The following is a 23,726-nucleotide window of genomic DNA, read 5'->3' as shown; positions in this document are numbered from 1 at the left end:
TGGTGGTGAGCGCGCCATCCGTCGATACGCTGCCGTCATGGCCACGTCCGCCGACCTCTACGCCGCCATTCTCGCCCATCCCGACGACCTCGACCTGCGGCGACGCTACGCCGACACCATCGAGGCCACCGACCCCGAGCACGCCGAGCTGATCCGCCTCGACCTCGACGGAGTCCGCAACACCCGGGAGGCGATGCTCCTGCACCGGCGGGTTCGCCAGCGGCTCGCCGCCGGCGTCGACCACCTTCTCATCGACTGGCGGATCCGCAACGGTCTGATCGAGTCCGTCACCATGACGGCCCGCACCTTCGTCGACCACGGCGGAGAGATCTGGGCGCGCCATCCCGTCCGCCACCTGGTCCTGGTCGAGGCCACCGGACTCATGTCGGACGTCGCCCAGGTCGGCTACCTCGACCGCCTGGTCGCCCTCGACCTGCGGGGCAACCCGATCGGCGACGACGGGCTCGCCATCCTCGTCAACTCGCCGCACCTGTGTCGGCTCCGCTGGTTGGGTCTGGCGCGCTGCGACATCGGTCGGGCCGGGGCCGAGGCCCTGGCCGCCACCGGCAACCTTCCCGCTCTGCGCTACGTCGACCTGCGACGCAATCCCGTCGACGTCACCGCCCGGGGCCACGGACAGGACGTCGACGGCAAGCCCATGTCCGTCGAGATGCCCCCGCTCGGGGAGGAACTGATCGCCAGGTACGGAGCCCTGCCCTGGCTCGACGTCCAATGGGGATGGCGCTGGCTCGGCGTCGGTTGGGAGGAGGTCTGAGGCGTCCGACCCGAACGGGAAACCGGATGTGGTCGGACCGTCACCTGGTGTGGCCGGCGGCGACGTCGGCCGGTTGGCCTCGGCGATCCGTTGAGCATGGAACCGGATACTGGGCGCGATACCCCGAGAGTCAGCCGGCAGAGCCCCGGCCTGGCGGCGGATCGCATCCAACACCGTCTCGTCGACCCTGCCGAGCACTGGGCCAGCCACACTTGCCGCTCCGAGAACGCGTAGCTGACCACTGCCGTCGTGAAGGCCCAGCACGTCGGCTACGCCTAGCGGATCGGTCGCCGGCCCTTCGATGGGGGCGAGGTCGAGATCGGGCAGCAGGCCGGCGACACCTCCCGGGAACTCGGCCGCCTGGCCGATCGAGAGCACCACCCGGTCGTACGTCTGTCGGCTGCCGTCGGTGAACTCCACCAGGAAGCCACCCTCGACGGTGTGCCGGAGGCTGACGATCTCCCGCAGTGAGCGTTCGACCTGGTTCTGCACCGTGTCGGCGTAGGCACCGATATCGGGCAGCGTGTTCCGCCGGTTGTAGCCGCCACCGAAGCTGTGCCGCAGGCGCGCCTCCGCGTCCTGGGTCGGATCACCGGTGAGCTGGTCGGGCGGCGGGTCCATCGCCCGAGCCGACCAGTCGACGCTCGCGGCGGGCGACGCCACTGCCTGCTCGATGTCCCACGCGCCGGAGGCGCCCGCGCCGAAGACCAGCACCCGGTCACCGGGGCGGTAGGCATCGGCGAGGTTCTGCCCACCGAAGTCGACCGGCGGGACGGACGGCCGGGGATCACTGAAGGACCCGTCCGGGGCGAAGCCCAGCCGGGCCCCGACCTCGGCCGGCACGGCACCGGCATCCACCCGCGTACCGTCCGGGTCGAGAACCTGGCCGGTGGTGACGTCCACGGCGTAGCCGGACGTCGGGTCGACCACCAGCGGATCGGTGGGTCGCCCGGTCAGATCCGCCAGCAGCGGCAGATCCGACCGACTGGTGCCGGGACCACCGAGCACGGCCCGGACGGGCGGCGGCAGGCTCTCCGGCGCGATCGGGTTGCCGTCCGGATCCTGAAACAGCGCTGCGCTGCCGGAGCGGTCGACCCGGTAGCCGGTGGTCGGGTCGACGTAGCTGCCGGTGACGTCGGCCGACACGCTCGGTACCCGGGACGGTCCCGGCCCGCTGGCGATGTCGACGGAGGTGGTGTAGATGTCCCGGCCGTTGACGGTCACCCGGAAGTTGGCGCCGTCGGGCCAGCCGGCGGCGTCGGCCGGGCGGGGGGTGATCGAGGTGGCGGTGCCCTGGTAGGTCGGCATGCCCGAGAGCGCCCGCGCCGCGCCCACCGCGTCGGCGAAGACGTCGGAGGGAGTGAACTGGGTGCCCTCCTCCGCCAGGTCGCCCGGCTGGAACGGCAGGCCGGGCAGCTCCAGCTCCGACGGGATCTGTCCCATCAACAGCGCCTGGCGTTCCGCCCACGGGTCGTGTCCCTGCGAGATGCAGAGCACCGGCGGCAGGCCGTGACCGGCGTCCGCAGCGGCCCCCATGGTGACGAAGTCGGCGGTCGCGGCCCAGCCACCACCGATGACGAGCCGGTCGAAGACGTGGTCGGGGGCCACGCCCAGGGTGGCGTCCGCCCTGGCGGTCAACGCGAGGTCGGCCTGGTCACGCAGCTCGGTGGCCTGTTGCGCCCAGGCGCGCGCCTCGGCGCGGACGGCCGACTGGGCCGCCCTGATGTCCGCCACGAGCTGCTGCCCGTCGCTCTGCGCGAGCCCGATCAGGCTTTCCACCTCGGCGGCGAGCGGGCCCAGGTGATGATGGATCAAGTCGAGGCGGGCGCGGGCCGCCTCCGGCCCGACGACCGGCGTGTTGCTGCCGAGCCCGTGCACGAGGTGCGCCGGTTCCTGTTCGAGGAGGCCGGAGGCGACGAGCAGGCTCAGCGCCTCGGCGCGGAGTTGACCGGCGGTTCCCGGATCGGTGGCAGCGGAGCTGTCGGCGAGCACCACCCGCAGCTCGGCCAGCCGGCCGATGTCACGCGCGGTCGGCACGCGGGTGCCGTCGCCCTCCGGTCGGGCGCCCTCGGCGAGTGCGGTGGTGGCGTCCAACCGCAGTCCTTCGGCCCGTTGCTGGGCGAGCGTGTCCACTTCGGCGAGCGCCGCCGCCACCGCCCGCCGGACGTGATCCGGGTGGGCGCTCGTCGACACCTGTACGACGGCCCCGTCGGTGGTGTAGCGGATGGCGGCCACCGGCGCGACCGACGCGTCCGCTGTGGCCGGGGTCAACTCGACGCGTACCGGATAGGGACCGTCGAGGGTGTTCAGGGTGACTGTGGCGGCGGCCGGATCGGCACTGGCCCCGTCCGGCAGCGGCCCGGTGGTGAGGGCCGCCTCGACGGCGATCGAGGTGCGCCCCGGGTCGGCGTCGAGCAGCGCGCCACCGAAGGTCGTACCGGCTGCCGCACGCCGCAGGTCGGGGCCGTCAGGGTCGGCTGCGGACCCGGAGTCGACCGGCGGCAGCGGCGGACCGTCCACACCTGATGGCGCGGCGTCCCCGGCCGTTCCGACCGGCGGTGTCAGGCCGTCGACTCCTCCGTCGGCCAGACCTGTCGACCCGTCATCCGGCCCTCTCGGCGGGCCTGCGTGTACTCCGTGATCAGCAGCGGTACCGGCAGACTCATCTGGACTGTGATCACTCCCGTCCGGTCGATGATGTAGCTCCCGTGGCCCAGTTGTCTGCCCTCCGCCCGTTCCGGTGGTGACAGCTGCTCCTTCGCCAGCCAGCCGAACTCGAACGGATGCAGCTCGATCTCGTTCGCCGTGCCCAGCAGGCGTCTGATCAGCGTCAGCGCCTCGTCCTCCGTCATCCGAAACCCTTTCCGCCATGGTCTCCATCGACCACAGCGCATACGTCTGCGACAGGTACGCGGCCGGGGGCTGCGGCCACGTCGTCCCTCGTTGCGGATCCCACCAGACCGGCCCGTCGGCACCCTCCGGAAACACCACGACGAAGGCGTGTGAGTCCTGAACCTGCACCTGCCCTCGGTCGAGGACGAGTTCACCCGTGCGGGAATCCGTCCTGACCCATTCGGCCACGACGAGGGCCGACGAACCCGGACCGGCCGCCGCGACACGCTGATGAAGCTGCGAGTACTGCTCGGCGACCGCCGCCGCGTGCTCGGCCGGGGTCGTGGGCAGCCCCTCCGACCCGCCGGACCAGTCGACGCCGAGCCATTCCTCGGCACGGTCCAGCCCACTCGCCTCGCCGGTGACGGTTTCGATCGAACCGTCCGGGCGGATGTCCGGCCAGCGGGGGAAGGACACCCGGGGGTCCCCGAGGAAGCTGGACAGCGCCGAGAGTGCGGATTCCAGGCAGTTGTTGGCCCGCCCCGGCTGGCTCGGACCGCCGTCGTTGACCAGTTGTCCGTACGGGTGGGTGGAGGGGTCCGCGAACAGGACGTACCCATCCGCCGTACGCAGGCTCTGCTCGACGTCCCACTGGTAACCCGGGTCCTCCAACGGTGCCAGCTCACCCGGCCCGAGCCGCCGGGTCTGCGCCAACCCGTGGTCGGTGTCGAGCGGCACCGACGACGGAACCCCTGGTGCCTCCGGCGAACCTGGGCCGGCGTCGCCCAGCACTTCCGGACCGTTCTGAGCACCTGGGACGTCTGCGGTCAGCCCCCCGAGCGGCAGATCTCCGTCAGCTCGTCCTCCGTCGGCAGCGGCACCGTCGCGAAGTGCGCCACCTGGCGCTCGGCCGTCGCTCGGTCGACCTGCTGGATCTCGTGGCGTTCCGGATTCGCCCACAGGATTGCCGCTGCCACGTCGGGCCGGAACGTCCACGCTCGCTTCGGCCGATCCCAGATCACCGCCTGGGTCGGCCCGGTGCTGTCCGCCTCCGCGATCAGGTTTACCGGCGGGCCGCCCGGATCCTCCGGTCTCCGGAGGAGGAAGTAGCCGAACGTCAGCGGCGCCATGCACGCCCCCCATCAGGTCAGGGTCCAGACCCGGCAGGTCGGACGCGGCCAATCCTCGCGCGGCGAGCACGTCGGCGAACGTCAGGCCCTGCTGTCCGAGCCAGTCGAGGTACGACTCCCGGATACTCGCCTGCCGGGGCGACGCCATCCACTTGGCGAAGCTGGTGTCCTTCGGCGTGTCGAACCGGGCGCTGTCCATGCCCCCCGGCATGCTCGCCGCGATCCCGTCGGCCTTGTTGACGGCCAGGATGTCGAGGAACGCGTGTACGCGGGCGGCCGGCGACTGCGCCGGGTCACGCATCACCTCGTACTGGTCATGGGTCTGCTTGCCGACGTTGTAGCTGGTGTCGGTCGGGAACTGCAACTCGAAGGTACGCCCGGACGGTGCGGTGAGCGTGCAGTTCAGGCCGAAGAAGCGGTTACCGGCGTGCCAGAAGTTCTTCAGGTCGGTGACCTGGTAGCCCTGGGCCTCCAACGAGGCGAGGAGCGCACCCACCGCCGGCCCGTACGCCTCGGACTCCGGTCCCCGCACCGAGAACCGCACCACGTCGTTGACGGTGTCCAGCGCCGAACCGATGTCGTACCCGAGTGGCTCCAGCTCGGTGCGGAACTTGCGGGCCAGGGACTCGGCGCTCTTGACGCGGTGCTGCTCGCCGAGTGTGCTGAGCGCGTCCGCGCCGGTCAGCCCGAGTTGCGCGTTCACCTCGGCGTGGAGGCTGTGCAGGTCGGCGACGATCTGGTCGGCATCGGTCTGCGCCTCGGTCAGGGCGTCGAGCAGAGTGGCCTGGTCGGTGTCCGGCAGCCCGTTCAGATAGAGACTGTCGGGTGTGGCGTCAGTATCGCTCAGTCCGCCGGGTTCGGGGCCGGCCAGACCTGCCGGCCGGTGATCCGGCCCTCCCGTCGGGCCGCCGCGTACCGTTTCATGATCAACGGTGGTGGCAGGCTGGGATGCACGGTCACCACTCCCGTCTGGTCGATGATGAAGACCCCCTGGCCCAGTTGCCGGCCCTGCGTCCGCTGCTGCGGGGAGAGCGTCTCCTGGGCCGCCCAGCCGAACTCGAACGGGAACACCGCTACCGGGTTGTCGGTCCCCAGCAGCGTGGTCATCAGTTGCCGGGCTTCCTCCCTGCTCATCGGCATGGGCGGGCTGCACCTCCATCGACCACAGGTTGTGCGTCAGTCCAACATAGTCGCCGGGCAGCGGATCGGTGGTGGTGCTGCCGAACTGGGGATCCCACCACACCGGCCCGTCCGCGCCCTCGGGATAGACGAGCAGAAAGACGTGCTCACCGGCCGGCTGCGTGTTGCCCTCGGCATCGAGCAGCGGGTCGCCGGAGTTCTCGTCGAACTGGGTCCAGTCGACGGCGACGACCGCCGCCGCGCCCGGGCCGGCGTCACGAACACGCTGGTAGAGCTGCTCGAACTGGTCAGCCAGCGCGGCCGACCGCTCGGCGGGCGTACCCGGTAGGGCGTCGTTGTCGCCGGTCCACTCGCCGCCGAGCCAACTTTCGATCCGGCCGAAGCCGTCCAGTTCACCGAGCGCCGCGTCGACGGTGCCGTCGTCGAGCCGGTCCGGCCACCGCGGGTACGAAACCTGCGGATCGCCGTAGAAGCCGGCCAGCGCCGCGAGGATGGTGTCGACACAGTTGTTGGCCCGACCGGGCTGATCCGGCCCGCCGTCGTTGATCAGCTGACCGTACGGATGGGTCGAAGGGTCGGCGTAGACCTGGTAGCCATCCGGCGTCCGCAGGCTGTCCTCGACATCGTCCTGATACTGCGGGTCCTCCAGTGGTGCCAACTGCTCCGGCCCGAACTGCCGCGTGTCGGGCATCGGCCAGCCCTGCATGTCCGGCCAGACAGCCGGAGCTGGGTTTCCATCGGCGTTCGCCTGCGGCACGCTCTCGGTGCCCGGGCCGGGATCGTTCGCGGGGATCGGGGCAGGATCGTTCGCGGGTTTCGGGCCGCCCGGTGTCACATCCGAGTCACTCGGGTCGGCGGCGGCGCCGGGCCGGCCGGTCGGGGTGGTGTTCTGGTTCCGACTGTCCGTCGGCACGTCAGCGGTCGAGGCCGGCGGGACCGGTGCCGGCACGCTGAATTCGGGCACGGCGTCACTGACCGGATCACCCTCGGCATCCAGCACGATCGACCAGACGCCATCTACCTCACCGGCGTAGAGCGGGGCGACGTCGGAAACCACACCACGCTGCCCGTCAACCCAGATGATTGTGCCGTTGTGGTTCACGGCGTTCCAGGTATGGGCACGGCCACTACCGCCCGGCCACTGGCCGATGATGAGGGCAGCAGCCCCGGGACCAGCCGCACGAAGAGCCTCGGCGACCGCATCCAAGGCGGGAGAGCCACTGCCGTTGTGTCCGAAACTGGACCCTAGTGCCTGTTCCTGTCGGGCGGTGCTAGCCCGCTCCACCTCGGCTGAAGGGACTGTCGCCGCCGCCACGTCGGGCCGTCCGTACCACGCAGACAGTACGGAGAGCCCAACGTCGGCGCAGTTCGCGTCGCGACCTGGGACGGTCGGTCCGCCATCGTTGAGCAGCCCGGCCCACGAGCCGAGCCGTGGATCCGGGTGCACGGCGGGTCGACCGGTGGCCGGATCCCGAGGAACGGCTGCATCGAGCGCAGCCTGGTCGGCTGGATCGGGCGGCAGCAGACCCTCTGGCTGCCCGTACGGCCGGCCGTCGCTCAGCGGGAGCCCGTTGCCAATTACACCAGGTACGGACGGCTGATAAACATTGACGTCCCGATCCGGGTCGGTGATCGGTTCGATATTGAACGCCGGCAGGAAGTGCGCGCACGATCGGCACGGCGGCCGGTAATGCCCAAGCTCGTACGTGACCCCGCCAGATCTAGCCGGCCTGACCTGGTGCGTGACGATCTTGGCACCCTGCAGCGCGTCCAGGGCGTACTGCTCGAAGGTGCCGGGCTCCCCCGTGTTCTGCCATTGCTGTTCCAGTACATAGAGCTGATCGGACACCAGGGCTACCTCGGCACACTTACCGTGCCCGCCGCCTACTCCGTCGACAAGTCTCGCCGCTATTTGGTCCAGGGCAGCCTGCGCGAGCGGGTGCACCCGGGGCTGTGTGGGCGGTTTCGTTGCCTTGTCCGCGGTCATGCTGGTGTGCGTCGTGATCTCGCCGTTGGGCATCAGCAGTGCACCGGCCATGCCGGGTTGCTTGCTCTTGGAGACCGAGGCGGCCTTCACCTCTCGCCGGACGGTCTCGGCCAGTGTCCGTGACGCCTCGATCAACGCGCGCTCGGCTTCGGGGCCGTTCGGATCACCGTCGACCGAGGTCGGAGCCAGCTGCCAGCTGTGGGTACCGCGCCCGGTCTGCCCTTCGGCGCGTTTGAGGGTCTGCGGGTCGACCGGGCCGGTCGCGGTCTCGGGACCGGGGTTCGTCGGCCCGCTCTGGAGGGTGCCGCTGCTGGTCGGCACCGGGATCACCACCGGACCGTCGGTGCTCTGCTGCGCCTGGTCGGTCCGCTCAGGGTTCGGGTACGCGGCGGTGTCCGTGCCGGCGGGGTGAGTGGCGTCGACAGGGGACGTCGTCGGCTCGGTGCCCGCCGTCTGTGCGGGCACCGTCGGAGCGGACGGCTCGGCTGGCACAGGCGTCGTGTCCGGCCGAACGCTGGACGGAGTCTGTTGGGCCGGGGTCTGCTGAGCCGGTGTTGCCGGCTGCTGGGTGGGCCTGACCTGCTGGGTGGGTCCGGCAGGCTGAGCCGGGTTGGTCGTGTTCGGACCAGCGGCTGGTGCGAGGGAGATCGAGCCTGCCGTGTTCGCCGCTGTCGGATTGACTACCGGTCCGGCCGGCGTGCCCCGGCCGGGCGTCGGTTGCGTGGCGGTGTTGCCGGAGGGCTGCTGGGTGCTCGTGGTCGGTGTACTGCTCGTGGTCGGTGTCGAGGCGCTCGAGGTGTTCGCCACCTGCTGGCCGGTCGTGACGGGTGTGCCACCGGCGGGCGCCGGGTTCGTCGTGGTGGTCGGGCCCGTGGGCGCGGGGGTACCGGGAGCTGTCCCTACCGTCGGAGCGGTGGGCGACGCCGTTACCGGGGCTGCGGCAGGCGTACCCGGCAGCACTGCAGGTGGTGCGTCCGCGTTGACGGAAGGACTTGGCGCGTCGACCGACCCGGCGTCGGTGAGGGCTCGCACCGGGCTGTCGGTCACCGTTGCACCGGACTGGGTAGAGCCGTCGCTGGGCGGCGCGGCAGTCACGTCCGACGGTGCGTCCGTGACCAGTCCACCGTCGGCCCGAATCGTCGCTGCGGTCGTTGTCCGGTCGCTCACGCTGGTGTCGGTGTTGGTACCCGTGCTTGTCCGGTCGGCGCCAGGTGATTCGGCGACCGGCGCACTCCGGCCTTCCGGCCCGCCTTTCTGGTCGTTGGTGGCGGTGCCGCCATCCCCGACGCCGTCGCTGACTGCCGGAGTGTCGTCCGGCGTCGTGGCAGCCACGTCGCCGGGCACAGCCACCGGGATCCCGGTAGAGCCATCGACTCGCGACGGGTCGGCGACCGTGGCCGTGTCCCCGGTCGGTACACCGCCGTCCACCACCGGTGCACCGGAACCATCGTTCGTCGGCGCCACCGAACCGTCCGCCGACGGAGGCGCCAGGCTGATCGAGCCCGCTCCGCTGTCGGGGACCGTACCGGCACCGTTCTGGGCCGCGCCACCGCCCATGTAGGTCGTGCCGGTCCCCGAGGTACCGCCCGCGCCACTGGAACTGCCGGCACCATCCGTGCCGGAACCACCGACGCCCGCCCCGGTGTCGCCACCGGAGGCAGCCGCCGAGCCCTCCTTCGATGCCGCTCCCATGCTGGCACCGGCACCTGACGTGGAGCCACCGCCCGTCGAGCCGGAGCCCGCGCCGTTGACACCTCCGCCCAGGTCGCCGAGGCCGTTTGCACCTCCGACACCGACGCCCGGGTCGACCCCGCCAACCGGGCCGGCATTCGGCGCGACGTCGATCCCCAACTTGCCGAGGCCCCAGTTGGTGATCCGCGCGCCCAGATTGCCGGTGGCACCGCCGGCGAGGGTCGCGCCGGTGCGGCCGGCGCCACTGGTGAAGCCACCCAGAAAGGCGTTGGCTCCCGGCATGGCCCACTGCCCGTTGATCGTGCCGTTGGCGAGCACACTGGCAGCCGGCGAGATGACGGCGTTCTGAGCACCGGACGCGAGGCTCGTGCTGCCCCAGCGGACCACGCCGCTGCCTCGGAAGGAGAGCTGGGAAGGGCTGAACGAGAAAGGCATGCGGGGTGCCGCTCGTCGGCCGGCCCAGTTCATGCCGGTGCCGAGTACCGCGCCGTAGCCACCACCCACGCCGGCCGTCAGGGTCCGGTTGCCGTCCCACTGCCGCCGCTCGCCGGTGCGCATCTGGTACGCCTGGGCACCGACGTCGATGATCAGTTCCTCGCCGATCTCCTCCACCAACTCACGGCCGAGGTGATTGAGGCCCCGCCGGAAACCCTGGCTGCTGGCCATCTGGCCGAGCCGTGTGCCGGCCATCCGCAGCGCGGCTCGCATTCCCGCCCGGGTCAACAGTTGCCGACCCATCTGAGCAACCAACCGCCGGAAGGCGATCGTCACCGCCTGCCTACCGCCAGCCAGGATGCCGGGAATGGCGCCGGCGGACACCCCGCCCAACCAGGCCATCAGGAGCGCGACAAAGACCGCGATGACGGTGATGATGACCGCGATCAGCACGGTCAGCTTCGCGTACTCGATCTCCTGGGCGGCCTGGTCACAGCCGGCGGCGTACGCGGCGGAGATCTCCTGAATCAGTGGCAGGCCGGTGTTCGGGTCCACACCGATCTGGTTCCACAATCCCCCGAATGCCTCGCCGGCACCGCCGCCCCAGCTCTGTAGGATCCTCATGACCGCGGGATCGGCCTGGCCAAGCGTTTCGCCGACCGCATCGGCCAACGCCTGCCACGCGTCGGCCAACTCCCGCATCCGGTCCTCGTCGCCGCTGGGCCACGCCTCTCCGGCGCTCGCCCAGCAGATGGCGTCCCAGACCCACGCGTACTCGCCCAGCGAGTTCCTGGGATTGACTATCGCCACCCCTGAAGCCCCTCAGTCCGATGTCGGCCCGTAGCGGGTGAGCTGCTACTTGTCGTCTCCGCCGAACAGCGTCTTGACCATGTCGTCAGTGTCGACGGTGCCCTCGACCGCCCCCTTGACGGTGGGCCCCAGCACCTCGACCAGCGGCACCAGGTCCGCCGTGAGGTCGAGGACCCGCTGCGCCGGCTGATCGTCGCCACCGAGGTAGTTCTTGTTGAACTCGTTGCCCGGCTCGTCGTCCCCCCAGGGCCGGTCGCTGTTCAGCCCCCCGATGGTCGCGGCGAGGTTCTGCCAGGTTGTGGCGAGCCGAGCACCCGCCGCACCGAGTTCGTTGGCGCCCTCCAGGGCTGCGTCGGGCTTGACGAAGGTCTCGCGCAACTCACTCATCGTCTTTCCTCCCCGGGCAGATCGCTGTCCAACTGACGGAAGATGCCGTCGAGGTCGTGATCGATGTATGCCTGGAACTGACTGTCCGGTACGAACGGTCGAACCAACTTCTCGACCTCGGCCATGGCCTGCTCGGTAGCCCGCCGAATAGTCTCGGTGACCGTGGCGGAGAGCTCCTTCGAGTTGGGCCGGCGGTAGATACGCGGATCGAACTCGACCTTCGTCACCTGACCACGAGGCCCGACCGTGACGGTGACCAAGCCGTCTTCGGAGGTGACGGTCGCCTTCACCGTCTTGAGCTGTTGCTGCAGGTCGCCGACGCCGGAGCGCATCCGCTCGAACTGCGCCATCAGCTCGTCGGCACGGGCGCGCAGCGCCTGTACGTCCATGGCGTGTTCCTCCCGCGCAAGTCCCCAACCGCCGCTCACGCCCGGGCGTGACAACTCGACCATACTGAATGGGCACGACTTCGGCGTGCCCGGTCCGACGTCGGCCCGCCGCTAGGATGCAGCGGGGCCGGTTGACGGGAGGCGTGCAGACATGGGCCGAGACCGTCCTATGGCGACGTTTGCGCTGATGGGAACGCTGCTGACCGCAGCTCTGACGGTTCCCGTCGCAAGCCCGGCGGCCGCCGCACCGGCGATTTGCGATAATCCGAGCGATCCGGGAGAGGTCAACACCGAGACGCCCTGGCATCAGCGGTGGCTCGCTCCGCAGCGGGTGTGGCCGTTCAGCACCGGCGCGGGAGTACGGGTCGCGGTCGTCGACTCCGGTACCGACAGCAGTCACCCGCAGTTGGCCGGTCGGGTGACCACCGGCTTCGACGCCCTGCGCGGCACCCCCGGAGGCGACGTGGACTGCGTGTCCCACGGCACCGCCGTGGCCAGCATCATCGCCGCCGGTCAGCGGGACGGGGTCGGCTTCCACGGTCTGGCGCCGGACGTCACGATCGTGCCGATCCGGGTCAGTGAACGCAACGCCGACGAGGGCCCGGGCGCGGGCGGCGACACCGTCACCGGAGCCGTCTTTGCGCAGGCCATCCGACATGCGGCCGACGACGGTGCCGACGTCATCAACCTGTCGGTGACGCTGTACCGGCCGGACCCTGACGTTGAGCAGGCCGTCCGGTACGCGCTGAAGAAGGACGTGGTGCTGGTCGCCGCCGCCGGCAACCAGCATCAGGACGGTGCCCGTCCCGATCCGGTGCCCTACCCCGCGGCCTATGACGGGGTGATCGGCGTGGGCGCCATCGACCAGTACGGCGCCCGGATCCGGCAGTCCCAGATCGGGCCGTACGTGGACATCAGCGCTCCGGGCGGTGCGGTGGTGGCGGCTACCAGGCTGGTCGGACACAACACCTACGACGGAACGAGCTTCGCCGCTCCGATGGTGAGTGCGACCGCCGCACTGATCCGCGCGGCAGAGCCGAACCTGTCGGCCCGCGAGGTCACCAGACGCCTTCTGGCCACCGCCGATCCGGCCCGGGGCGACGCGACACGCGGCTACGGCAGCGGGGTGGTCAACCCGTACCGGGCCGTCACCGAGCGACTGACCACCGGGGCCCCGGTGGCCCAACCGCCACTGCCCGAAGTGCCGTACGACGCAGCGGCACAGGCCCGCGCGGACCGCTGGGCGGTCTTTGGCCGGCTGGCCCTCTGGATAGGCCTCACGCTGGCGACGGTCGCGGTCGGCGTCGCGGTGCTGGCCACGCTGCTGCCGCGCGGCCGTCGCACCCGTTGGCGGCCCACCCGCCCGTCGGCGCCGCCCCGGACCGAGCCCGAGATCGACGAACCCGAGGAGATCTTCTTCCGGGTGCCGGATTCGATGCCACCCGGTTGAGCGCGGCGTCGCCGCCGCCGGTCACCGGTTGGCAAGGCTGCTGCGGCGCAGACGGTGATGGCCCGGCGCGGGGCCGGGCCATCGGTGCTGCGTTCCCGGTTTCAGCCGCCGAACTTCGCGCGGTTCGCCGCCTCGCGGGCCTGCATCTTCCCGGCCGACTCACGAAGCGCCTTCTCGATCCGACCGAGCAGGTCACGAAGGTCGTTGGCGGCCGACTCCCACTCGGTCTGCCGCTGGAAGTACGCCTCGCGGGCGTCGCCGTCCCAGGTGGCCAGCAGCGGCGCGATGCCGGACTTGAGCCCGTCCAGCTCACCGGTCATGTTCCGGACCGCACCACTGCAGCTGTCGGCGGCGGCGTTCAGCCCGGCGAAGTTGTACCGAATCTCCGTCATGAGTGTCTCCCCCGTCAGAGCTTCAGCGCCGCGGTGATCTGACCGGCGGTGGCACCCGCGCCATCCATGTCGGCCCGGATCTCCTCGTCACTTACGTCGTAGTCCTTACCCGCAGACCCGACCGCCTCGGCGATCGCCCGCAGCGCGACGTTGAGGCGGGCCATGTCCTGGTCGAACCGCTCACGCACCTGCTGGAAGGAACCGGCACCAGCGCCCTTCCACTGGTCGTACAGCGGCGCGAGCTGGTCCATCAGCGAGTTGAGATTGCCGGTGAGCCGATCGGCGACGGCATCGACGTCACCTTCGGTCTTCAGCATCAAGCCGGTGTCGGTGTTCATCGACATGACGGAAGTCACCCCCGTCCTCAAATGATCGCCCCGACTCACCAGGGCGTCCTGTCAGTCGGTGCTCGCGCACCATCGTCTTACGAACGGTAACGGGTCGTGTCCAGCCCGCGCTAGACCATTGCCCGCCACGCTTTTCCAATGTGGCTGGTCAGGTCACTCCGGGTCGAGCGCGAGTTTCGCCGTGGTGGGATCGAGTACCGGTCCTGCGGGCAGCCGGACCACCAGGCTGGCGGGCAGCCGTACCGGCTGCAGTTCCGAGTAGCCGAGGATGGCGGGCACGCCCGCGGAGGCGAGCGGGTAGCGGTGACCCAGGTCGGTGACCAGATTGAGGGTGCCCGTCTCCTGGTCCGGGGAGGAAACGGCGGCGACCAGCACGCCGTGACCCGGCTCGATGACGACCCGATCGGCGAGCGGGATCCCGTCGCCGGTCTGCTCGCCGGTGCGTACCGGCTCACGCACCGGTTGGACCTGCGCGTCGAGCAGCAGCGTCGGCTCATCCGCGCCCGGTCGGTAGGCCGCGCAGATCGCCGGCTGGTCGCCGGCCAACCGGGCGATCTCCGGCCGCTGCTCCGGCGCGCGATGCCGCCCCTGGGCCGGCGCGGCTGCCTTGGGCGCCACGGCGGCGGTGCCGGCGGCCAGTTCGACCGGGTAGGGCCTCGCCTCTCCCGGGTACGCCAACTGGGTCTCCCCGTCGGCCATCACCACATCCGCCTGGACAGGTGTGATCGGCACCAGCTCCGTCCGTTCGGCGAGGTAGTACTGACGGCTGCCACCCTGGCTCTCCACCACGAAGACCTGGCCGACCCGGGCGTCCGGCAACGCCGTCGAGGGTGTCCCCCGGCCGACCACCCGCCGAGGCGCGATCGGCTCTCCGGCCGGCAAGGCGTTCAGCCACGCCCCGCCCACCTCCACCACCGGCTCGGCGCTCATGGTGAGACCCTCCAAGACGATCTTCTCGCGGCGGATCTCGTACCGGTGGTCGCGCCAGACCAGATGCAGCCGGTCGGTCTTGCGGTCGCGCACCAGCAGCGCGCTGTCGCCCGGTTCCCGCCCGCCGCCGGGTGCCCGTCCAACGGTGAGCACGGTGGTGGCGACGATACCGCCGGCCGCGTTACGCGCCGGCTGGGTGCAGAGGGTCCAGGGTCCGTCCAGGATGCGGCCGGCCGGAGGCAGCGCGTCCGGGGCGAACGGGATGCCGATGCTTGGGCCACGTGGGGTGCCGACCAGCGAATTGCGGGAGACCGAGACGGTCGGTGCCGCAGTCTCCATGGCAAGAAGGGCGGACGCGTAGTTGAGCACCGGATGCAGCCGGCCCTCCCGGTACAGGTAGCGGGTGCCGGTCTCCTTCTCCAGAATGACCGCGCCGCCGTCCTTCCACTTGGTCGCGCCGCCGGGACGCAGCAGGCCGTACACCCCCACCGCGGCAAGGCAGAGCACGGCCACCATGATGCTGGCAAAGCCCGCACCACCGAGCCGGCGGAACGGTGCCGCCTCGGGATCGGGCTCGCGCGCCACCAGCGCGGAGGTCATCCGCTGGACGAAGAACTGGTACGACTGGACCTGGTCCCGCCGCGACGGCATGGCAGCCTCCCCTGGCGTACGCCGGCACGGTCACGAGCGCCGGACCGCGGTGCCTACCATAGGCACGGCGTCGAGCCGACCGGTGCCCGCATCCGGCGTCGGCCGGCGGAACCGACGACGGCATCCCGAGGAGTCCTTCGATGATCAGCCGCGACGAGGCCCTGGCCATCGCCCGCGCTTGGGCCCGTGCGGGCAATCCGGGGCCCGCGCCCGAAGTGGACCTGTACGAGTTCGACCTCGGCTACGTCGCCTGGCGCGTTCTCCCGGCCGCGCCTCCCACTGAGGGGCCACCCGCCCCGCCTTCTGCCACCGGGTACCCCCTAGCCGTCGTGGACCGGGAGACCGGCGAGGTGTCCCAGTGGCGCTCACTTCCTCCGTCACTGGTTGCCAAGGAGTACACGCAGCACCGCGCCGCCGAGGGGCGGTTTCCGCCCGACGTGCGGCACGTGTTGGACAAGGCAGGCTGGTATCCCGGTCGTGACTTCTCTGCCGGGGTGAATCACTGGATGGTCCGCTTCGCCGACGAACTGGCCGGGTTGGAATGCCCACCGGTCGTCCGGGCGGCACTTGTCGAATTCGGTGGCCTCCAACTACCTCAGTTCGGTCGGAGCGGCCGACCGGGCGGCGGCTTCATGAGCTTCATCCATCCCACTCGAGGTGGCGTGGTCACGGAGGCTGCCCGCGACTTCGCCGAGGAGTTCGACAATCCGGTCTACCCGATCGGCAACAACGAGGACGGACCGTCCGAACTGGTCGCCGACGCGCGGGGGCGGGTCTTCATGCTGCACTGGGCCGATTACTTCTTCGTCGGCCCGGACATCGACTCCGCCATCGTCAACCTGATCCGCGGTGGTCCCATGTCAGAAGCACACGACCGCGACTGGTGACGGAGCCGTCAGCCGTTGATGGCCCGCATGAACCCGTACAGGCCGAGCACGCTGCACGCCACCGGGACCACCGCCAGCTGGAGCAGGATGTCGAAGATGTCGCCGAGCCGGGCCAGCCGGGGCGACGGGGCGCGCCGGCTGTAGGCGAGCCCGGCGGCGGCTGACAGCCCGGCCGCGACCAGGGCCACCGGCAGCACGGCCAGCACCCGGGCGCCGGTCGACGCGTCGGCCGCACCGACCAGGGGCAGCAGGCCCAGGCCCACCAGCCCGACGGCGAGCATCGGCACCCGGTGCCGGACCGTGGACACCAGCCGGGCCCGCAGCAGGTAGCCCAGCGAGATGATGCCGGCGAGCAGCAGCGCGGAGAGCGTGCCGGTCGCGGTGAGCACGATCAGGCCGGCGATGGTGACGACGAACGCCCCGAAGACCATGCCGGTGAAGACCTCGTCGGCCCGGGCGGTGGCCTGGTATATGACTTCGCGCTTCGGCTGCGGCTCGTCGCGCAGCAGGTCCGCGGCGGTACGCGGCAACGCCGGCATCGGCATCTTCCCGAGCCGTACGGAGAGCAGCGGCATCGCCGGCAGCAGCAGCGCCACCGCACCGACCACGATCGCACTGCCCTGTGCGGCATCCATGGCACCGAGCGCGATCAACCCGCCGACCATGCCCCAGAAGCCGACGAAGACCGCCGCCACGAAGACCCGCGTCGCGTCGCCCACCCCGAGCAGCCCGAGCAGCCCGGAGAGCAGCAGTACAGCGGAGCCGAGCAGCACGTGCGGGGCGCCCAGCGCCCAGACCGACTCGCCGGTGCCGATCACCAGCACACCGCCGACGAAGGCGTAGGGCAGGCCGGCGGCGGCGACGACCGCGCCAGCGAGGGAGTCGGCCATCGCCCGGGACAGCACGATCCCGCAGACCAGCAGCAGCCCGGCCGCGCCGAGGGCAACCACACCGCCGAGCCAGCCGGGCTGATCGGATGCCACGATCACGACGAGGCCGAGCAGCAACAGCACGCCGGCCACGATCAGACCGGTCAGCCGGGTCGCGAACGGGCTCCAGACCACCCCGCGTCGTCGGGCACCGTCGGCGACGGCCTCCATCAGGTCGTCGTACGCCAGCTCCGGCCACTCGGTGCGCCGGGGCACCAGGTGCAGCGTCTCGCCGTCCCGAACGTTCTGCGCGGCCAGCGTACGAGTCAGGTCGACCGGGCTGCCGTCGCTGCGCCGCAGTATCCAGCCTCCGTGGCTGGTGCCGTCCGACGGCTCCTCGTCGGCCTGCCGCAGCACGGCGGGCATCAGCCCGACGAGCGGCAGGTGCTCCGGCAGGGCGAGATCCATCCGTCGGCTGGGGGCAACGACGGCGATGCGCGCGAGTCCGGTTCCGGCCTGGGTGACCACTTTCGACCCCTCGGTACGAGGAGCGGGCCGACGGCCCGCGGCTGTCCTGAAGGGCAAAGGCTACCTACCATGTGCCGGTGACGCGGGGGGCGGTTCGCCGCGGCGCACCAGACCCAGGAGAGGCGACGGAGGTCCGTCACGTGAGCACGGTGGTCGTCAAGCGACCCGCCCGCCAGCCGGAACCGGAGTACCCCTCCGGCGAGGTGCTGCTGGACGCGCCGCCCGAGGTGCCCGCGCCGAGCGGTAAAGCGTGGGGGCAGATGCTGATGCTGCTGCCGATGCTCGCCGGCTCGTTCGCGATGGCCCTGATGTTCGCCGGTCGGGGCGGCAACAATACTCTCGGCTACGTGACCGGTGGCCTGTTCGGACTCTCCGCCATCGGGATGCTCGGGTCACAGTTGGCCAACAACTCCGGCGGCCCGGGCAAGCAGGAGATGGTGCAGAAACGCCGCGAGTACATGACACATCTGTCCCGCCAGCGGCGTCGCGTACTCAAGACGATCCGCAAGCAGCGGGAGGCGGCGTTCTACCGGCATCCGGACCCGGACGTGCTCTGGTCTCTGCCGCTGGGACCCCGGCTGTGGGAGCGCCGGCGCGGCGACGTGGACTTCGCCACCGTACGCATCGGACTGGGACCGCAGGAGCTGGCGACGCCGTTGGTGCCGCCACCGGCCACGTCGTTGGAGAAGCTGGAGCCGATGTGCGCGCTCGCGCTGCGCCGGTTTCTCACCACCTACGGCGAAGTGCCGGACCTGCCGGTGACGATGGCGCTGAACGGATTCGCCCGGGTGCATCTGCGTGGTGACGCCGAGGCGGCCCGGGACATGGTCCGGGCGGTGCTCGCGCAGGCCACCGCGTTCCACGCACCCGACGACATGCTCATCGCGATCTGCGTGGCACCGGACCGGCGGGCCGACTGGGAATGGACGAAGTGGCTGCCGCACGCCCTACACCCGTCGCGCACCGACGCGCTCGGCCAACTGCGCCTGGTGGCGCCGTCGGTGACCGGTCTGGAGGCGATGCTCGACGACGTGCTGGCCAGCCGGCCCCGGTTCAACGCCAGCGGCGGTACACCGCAGGTCGCCGGACCGCACGTGCTGGTGGTCATCGACGGTGGCGACACCGCCGGGTCGGATCACCTGATGACCGATGGTGGAGTGGAGGGTGTCACCCTGCTCGACCTGTCCACGCCGGCACCTCGCCTGCTCGACCGGGCGCGGCTGGTGCTGGAGGTGTCGGCGGAGCGCCGGCTGCACAGCATCACGGTGGACGGTCCGGCCGAGATCGGCCGGGCCGACGACTGCCGGGCGGTGGAGCTTGAGGCGTTGGCCATGCAACTGGCCCCGCTCCGCCTCTCCGCCGCCTCCCGGGGCAGCGGCGACACGCCACTCAGCACGGAGCTGGGCCTGGCCGAGCTGCTCGACATCGGCGATCCGTACGAGTTCGACGTGGAGCGGGCGTGGCAGCCGCGACCCAACCGCGACAAGCTGCGGGTGCCGATCGGGGTGGGCGCCGACGGCGGGCCGGTGGAGCTGGACCTGAAGGAGTCGGCACAGGACGGCATGGGCCCGCACGGGTTGCTGATCGGCGCGACCGGATCCGGCAAGTCCGAGTTGCTGCGCACCCTGGTGCTGGCACTGGCGGCCACGCACTCCTCGGAGAGCCTCAACTTCGTGCTAGTCGACTTCAAGGGCGGTGCCACCTTCACCCGGTTGGACGGCCTGCCGCACACCAGCGCGGTAATCACCAACCTGGCCGACGAGTTGCCGTTGGTGGACCGGATGACCGACTCCATCAACGGTGAGCTGGTCCGCCGGCAGGAACTGCTCCGCGCCGCCGGCAACTACGCCTCACAGCGTGACTACGAGAAGGCCCGGGCGGCGGGCGCACCGCTGTCGCCGCTGCCGAGCCTGCTCATCATCTGTGACGAGTTCTCCGAACTGCTGACCGCCAAGCCGGACTTCATCGACATGTTCGTGCAGATCGGTCGGGTCGGTCGGTCCCTCGGCGTGCACCTGCTGCTGGCCAGCCAACGCCTGGAGGAGGGCCGCCTGCGGGGACTCGACACGCACCTTTCGTACCGGATCGGCCTGCGGACCTTCTCGGCGATGGAGTCCCGGGTGGTGCTGGGGGCCACCGACGCTTACGAGCTGCCCCGCTCACCGGGGCACGGATACCTACGCTTCGGCACCGAGCCGCTGGTGCGGTTCAAGGCCGCGTACGTCTCCGGCACCTACCGCAGCAAGATCGCGGCGGCGGTCGCGGCCGGCGACGGTGAGGATCGGGTACGCGAGTACACCACCTCCTACGTCGCCCCGCCGGTGACCCGTACGCCCATGGAGGAGACCGCGCCCGAGCCGACCGACGGGATTGGCGAGAGCGTGCTGGACATCCTGGTCGGTCGGCTCGCCGGGCGAGGCAAGCCCGCGCACCAGGTGTGGCTTCCTCCGCTGGCCGAGCCGCCGACGCTGGACCAGCTGCTGCCTCCGATGACCGCGGATCCCGCCCGTGGCATCACCGTCGCGCACGCCGGCCTGCTCGGCGAGTTGCAGGTGGCGGTCGGCATCGTCGACAAGCCCTTCGAGCAGCGTCGTGACGTGCTGTGGTTCGACCTGGCTGGCTCATCCGGACACGCGGTCATCGTCGGCGGTCCGCAGAGTGGCAAGAGCACCCTGCTGCGGACGGTCGTCACCGCCCTGGCGCTGACCCACACTCCGCGCGAGACCCAGGTCTACTGCCTGGACCTGGGCAGCAGCGCCCTGTCGTCGCTGCGTGACCTCCCGCATGTGGGCTCGGTGGCTACCCGCCTCGACTCCGGCCTGGTCCGGCGCACCGTGGCCGAACTGCAACTGCTGATGGGCGAGCGGGAGCGGCGGTTCGCCGCGCGCGGGGTGGACTCGATGGCCGAGTACCGGCGGGCCCGACGGCACGGCCAGCACGACGACGACCTGTTCGGCGACGTGTTCCTGGTCATCGACGGTTGGGCGACGTTGCGGGCGGAGTTCGAGGACCTGGAACCGACGATCAACGACATCGCCAACCGGGGGCTGTCCTTCGGTATCCATCTGATCGTGACCGCGACCCGTTGGATGGACCTGCGGCCGGCTGTCCGGGACGTCTTCGGCACCCGGCTGGAGTTGCGGCTGGCCGACGCCAGCGACTCCAACCTGGACCGGCGGGCGGCGATGAACGTGCCGGAGAAGTCACCGGGCCGGGGCATCACCCCGGACGGGCAGCAGTTCCTGGCGGCGTTGCCCCGAGCGGACAGCGCGCAGGAGGCGGAGACCCTGCCCGAGGGCGCGCGGAAGCTGGTGACCGATCTGGCCGCCGCCTGGCAGGGGCCGGGAGCGCCACCGATCCGGTTGCTGCCGCCCGTGGTGCCGTACGGGAGCCTGCCGAACACCGGCCGCCCGGGGATCCCGATCGGTATCGCCGAGGTGGACCTTCAGCCGGTGCACCTGGACTTCGCCGCCGATCCGCACTTCATCCTGTTCGGTGACGGCGAGTCGGGCAAGAGCACCTTCCTGCGGGCCGTGGCCCAGACGATCGTCGATCGCAACGAGCTGACCGAGGCGCGGCTGGTCATCGTCGACTACCGGCGTAGCCTGCTCGGCGACATCGACACACCGCACCTGATCGGCTACGGCTCGACCGCACAGGTCACCGAGGGCATCATCTCCGAGGTCGCCACGGTGATGCGCGACCGGCTGCCGCCGCCGGACATCAACGCCGAACGGCTGCGGGCCCGCGACTGGTGGAAGGGCCCCGACCTGTACGTGCTGGTCGACGACTACGACCTGGTGGCCGGCGCGGGCAGCAATCCGTTGACCCCGCTGTTGGAGTTCCTGCCGCAGGCTCGCGACATCGGCCTGCACGTGGTCATCGCCCGGCGTACCGGCGGCGCCAGTCGGGCGCTGTACGAGCCGGTGCTGATGCGTCTGCGGGAGATCAGCACGCCGGGCATCGTGATGTCCGGCAACCGGGACGAGGGGGTGCTGCTCGGCACCGTCCGGCCCGGGCCGCTGCCACCGGGTCGGGGCTGGCTGGTGTCCCGGCGCGGTGGTACCCGGTTGGTGCAGTTGGTGCACCTTCCGCCACGCTCCTGAGCCCGGTACGGGGTTGCCCGATCAGGCTACGGTCAGCCAGAGTGGACTCACGGAGCGCGGCTGCCCGACCCCCGAACTGTCGGAGAAGGAAGCAGCCGCGCCGGCATCGTGTGAGCGAACGGGGGAGGGGACATGGGCGACGAGTGGCTCGTCGACGAACAGATCGACGTCGACATCCAGCAGCTGAAGGATTTCGCGCTGGCCATCCAGAAGGAGTTGGAGCAGAACTTCCAGCCCAGCTTCGACAATGGCCTCCAACCCATGCTCACCGTGCAAGCACCATTCGGTGGCGGCGGGATGAAGGAAGCCGCGTTCTTCCGAGGCCGGCACGACGAGAGCCGGATGGCCGTTTCCGGTCTGATGGGCGACGTGATGAAGGGACTCACCTCCCTGAGCATGGCCGCGATGTCGATCTCGGCTGAGTACCTGACCGGAGACGCGCTCGCCCAGGCCACGAACGAGGACGTCTACAACGCCTTCTCCGCCGTTGACGGTCAGGACACCCTCAGCGGCCGATGGCAGGAGGGTGCGGAGAACCCGGCCGACGCGGTGCCGCAGGCCGCGCTAAACCCGGAGCCGACGGATCCCCACTACGGCCTCAATGCCTGCCCGACCGATGGGCAGAGCGAGGAGACCCCTGAGTGGGCGCGGGCGGAGATCGTCGGCGAGGGCTCGGGCACGTATCTGATCCACGGTGACGGCGAGCGCATGCATGGCGATGACCTCCGGCTGGATCAGTCGGATCTCCGGTGACGGTGTGACGGGCGAGGCCTGAGGAGCGGGGATGAGCGACGACTACTACGGCTGGCAGCCGGTCAGCTACCCGATGTACTCCGGCGTGACGGACGACTACGCGGCCGAGCGAGCCGCCCAGGCCACGCCGTACCAGCCCACAGCCTGGGACTCGGTGAACATCGAGCAGATGTGGGAGTACGTCCGCAAGGAGAGCGACGAGCGGACGACGGCACTCGCCGACATGTGGCGACGCGCGGCCAGCCTGCTGCAGACCACGCGGGACAATCTCAAGCACCACGCCGACTCGCTGGATGCCCGGTGGCAGTCGCCTGCGGCTCGGGTCTTCATGGCTCGCGTGGGCGCCACGCTCCACTCGCTCGACGAGTGGAAGGATGTCGCCAGCAACAACGCCACCGGCCTGGACCAGCTGGCCAGCAAGATCGAGACGGCCCAGCGGGAGATGAGGACGCTCTGGCAGGAGTACCAGGCCGAGCAGACCCGGCAGGGGGAACGCCGGGCCAATGACAAGGGCTTCCAGCCGGCCGACCTCGTCGACTGGATTCCCGGTGTCACCGGCAACGACGGCAAGTCGTACGAAGACGTCCAGAACGAGTACCACCAGCGCGCCAAGAACATCGCCAAGCCGCTGGCCGACCTGTACATCGACGTCTACATTTCGAATATCTCGCGGGGCGGCAAGTTCAAGGGCCCGACGGACGCGGTCATCACGAACCCGTCCCAGATTCCTGGAGCCGGCGTCCCGGGCGCACCCCGCCCGGGCGCGCCCGTGGCGGGCGCCGCGCCGAGTCGGCCGGACATGCCCACCCGGCCGAACACCCCGACGAGTCCGGCTTTGGGCGAGACGCCGACCGGACCGACCTCCCCGCCGCCACCCAACCTCCCGGCGGGCGTCGGCCTCGCGGGCGGCACCGCGGCGCCCGTCGCTCCACCGCCGACCACCCCGCCGGTTGCCACCGCACCGAACGCCCCCGTGGTGCCCGGTCCGGCAGTGGTACCGCCGGTGGCCGGACCACGGCCGGTCAATCCGGGCCTGACCACACCGAACTCGTCGGCGCGACCAAATACTCCGCGGACCACCCTGCCCGGTGCGGGCGGTCCCGGTGCGGCCGGCGGCCGGGGGCCGGGACCCAACCGTCCCACCCTGCCCGGTGCCAGCGGACCGGGCAGCGGGTCCGGTGCACCGCCCGGCGGCCGGCGCGGCCCCGGGCCGAACCGGTCCACCCAGCCGGGTAA

At 70.8% G+C, this 23,726-nt stretch carries 12 protein-coding genes and 1 pseudogene; 6 read left to right on the top strand and 7 right to left on the bottom strand.

Translation table 11 applies throughout. The features are described 5' to 3' along the window. Nucleotides 1-37 precede the first annotated feature (37 nt). Nucleotides 38-775: a hypothetical protein gene (locus AC2CHE_RS20895; protein WP_484506570.1), complete on the top strand. Its 738-nt coding sequence runs from the start codon at nucleotides 38-40 to the stop codon at nucleotides 773-775. A gap of 2,946 nt (nucleotides 776-3,721) precedes the next feature. On the opposite strand, the pseudogene AC2CHE_RS20890 reads toward AC2CHE_RS20895, so the two are convergent. From AC2CHE_RS20890 to AC2CHE_RS20880, 3 genes and pseudogenes are all read right to left on the bottom strand, one after another. Then, nucleotides 3,722-10,801 (bottom strand): annotated as a pseudogene (locus AC2CHE_RS20890) (toxin glutamine deamidase domain-containing protein); the annotation flags it as partial. Between the two features lie 45 nt (nucleotides 10,802-10,846). Beyond that, nucleotides 10,847-11,188: a hypothetical protein gene (locus AC2CHE_RS20885; RefSeq protein ID WP_484506566.1), complete on the bottom strand. Its 342-nt coding sequence runs from the start codon at nucleotides 11,186-11,188 to the stop codon at nucleotides 10,847-10,849. Further along, on the bottom strand, nucleotides 11,185-11,577 hold the full coding sequence (locus AC2CHE_RS20880) for a YbaB/EbfC family nucleoid-associated protein (RefSeq protein WP_387175894.1): 393 nt from the start codon (nucleotides 11,575-11,577) through the stop codon (nucleotides 11,185-11,187). Before AC2CHE_RS20880 ends, AC2CHE_RS20885 begins: the two co-directional genes overlap by 4 nt. Before the next feature lie 187 nt (nucleotides 11,578-11,764). On the opposite strand from AC2CHE_RS20880, the gene mycP reads away from it, so the two are divergent. Further along, a complete protein-coding gene (gene mycP, locus AC2CHE_RS20875; RefSeq protein WP_484506565.1) occupies nucleotides 11,765-13,027 on the top strand; it encodes a type VII secretion-associated serine protease mycosin in 1,263 nt (420 codons plus the stop codon). Between the two features lie 101 nt (nucleotides 13,028-13,128). Here the strand turns inward: mycP and AC2CHE_RS20870 are convergent, their stop codons facing one another. From AC2CHE_RS20870 to eccB, 3 genes are all read right to left on the bottom strand, one after another. After that, nucleotides 13,129-13,419, bottom strand: coding sequence for a WXG100 family type VII secretion target (locus tag AC2CHE_RS20870; RefSeq protein ID WP_281565143.1), 291 nt, complete (start codon nucleotides 13,417-13,419; stop codon nucleotides 13,129-13,131). Nucleotides 13,420-13,433: 14 nt separating this feature from the next. Then, the gene (locus AC2CHE_RS20865; RefSeq protein ID WP_093411131.1) at nucleotides 13,434-13,763 is read right to left on the bottom strand and encodes a WXG100 family type VII secretion target; all 330 of its coding nucleotides are present in this window, start codon (nucleotides 13,761-13,763) and stop codon (nucleotides 13,434-13,436) included. Nucleotides 13,764-13,919: 156 nt separating this feature from the next. Next, on the bottom strand, nucleotides 13,920-15,347 hold the full coding sequence (eccB, locus tag AC2CHE_RS20860) for a type VII secretion protein EccB (RefSeq protein WP_484506564.1): 1,428 nt from the start codon (nucleotides 15,345-15,347) through the stop codon (nucleotides 13,920-13,922). A 140-nt stretch (nucleotides 15,348-15,487) separates the two neighbouring features. Here eccB and AC2CHE_RS20855 point away from each other — a divergent pair, with 140 nt between their 5' ends. Next, nucleotides 15,488-16,234 carry an SUKH-3 domain-containing protein gene (locus AC2CHE_RS20855; RefSeq protein ID WP_484506563.1) on the top strand — a complete coding sequence of 249 codons (747 nt, stop codon included), beginning with the start codon at nucleotides 15,488-15,490 and terminating at the stop codon, nucleotides 16,232-16,234. A gap of 8 nt (nucleotides 16,235-16,242) precedes the next feature. Here AC2CHE_RS20855 and eccD read toward each other — a convergent pair whose 3' ends face one another. Continuing rightward, nucleotides 16,243-17,631, bottom strand: a complete 1,389-nt coding sequence (gene eccD / locus AC2CHE_RS20850; RefSeq protein ID WP_484506562.1) for a type VII secretion integral membrane protein EccD — start codon at nucleotides 17,629-17,631, stop codon at nucleotides 16,243-16,245. A gap of 140 nt (nucleotides 17,632-17,771) precedes the next feature. Here eccD and eccCa point away from each other — a divergent pair, with 140 nt between their 5' ends. The 3 genes from eccCa to AC2CHE_RS20835 form a co-directional block, all read left to right on the top strand. Then, on the top strand, nucleotides 17,772-21,737 hold the full coding sequence (gene eccCa, locus AC2CHE_RS20845) for a type VII secretion protein EccCa (protein ID WP_484506561.1): 3,966 nt from the start codon (nucleotides 17,772-17,774) through the stop codon (nucleotides 21,735-21,737). Nucleotides 21,738-21,869: 132 nt separating this feature from the next. Beyond that, nucleotides 21,870-22,490 (top strand): hypothetical protein, encoded by a 621-nt coding sequence (locus tag AC2CHE_RS20840; protein ID WP_484506560.1) that lies wholly within the window; start codon nucleotides 21,870-21,872, stop codon nucleotides 22,488-22,490. A 31-nt stretch (nucleotides 22,491-22,521) separates the two neighbouring features. Then, on the top strand, nucleotides 22,522-23,726 hold a 1,205-nt coding region (locus AC2CHE_RS20835; protein ID WP_484506559.1), incomplete at its 3' end, for a WXG100 family type VII secretion target.

This window comes from Micromonospora sp. ATLC16, assembly GCF_057196645.1.
Note: the sequence above shows the minus strand (reverse complement) of the source record. Positions and strands in the feature narration are given on the sequence as shown.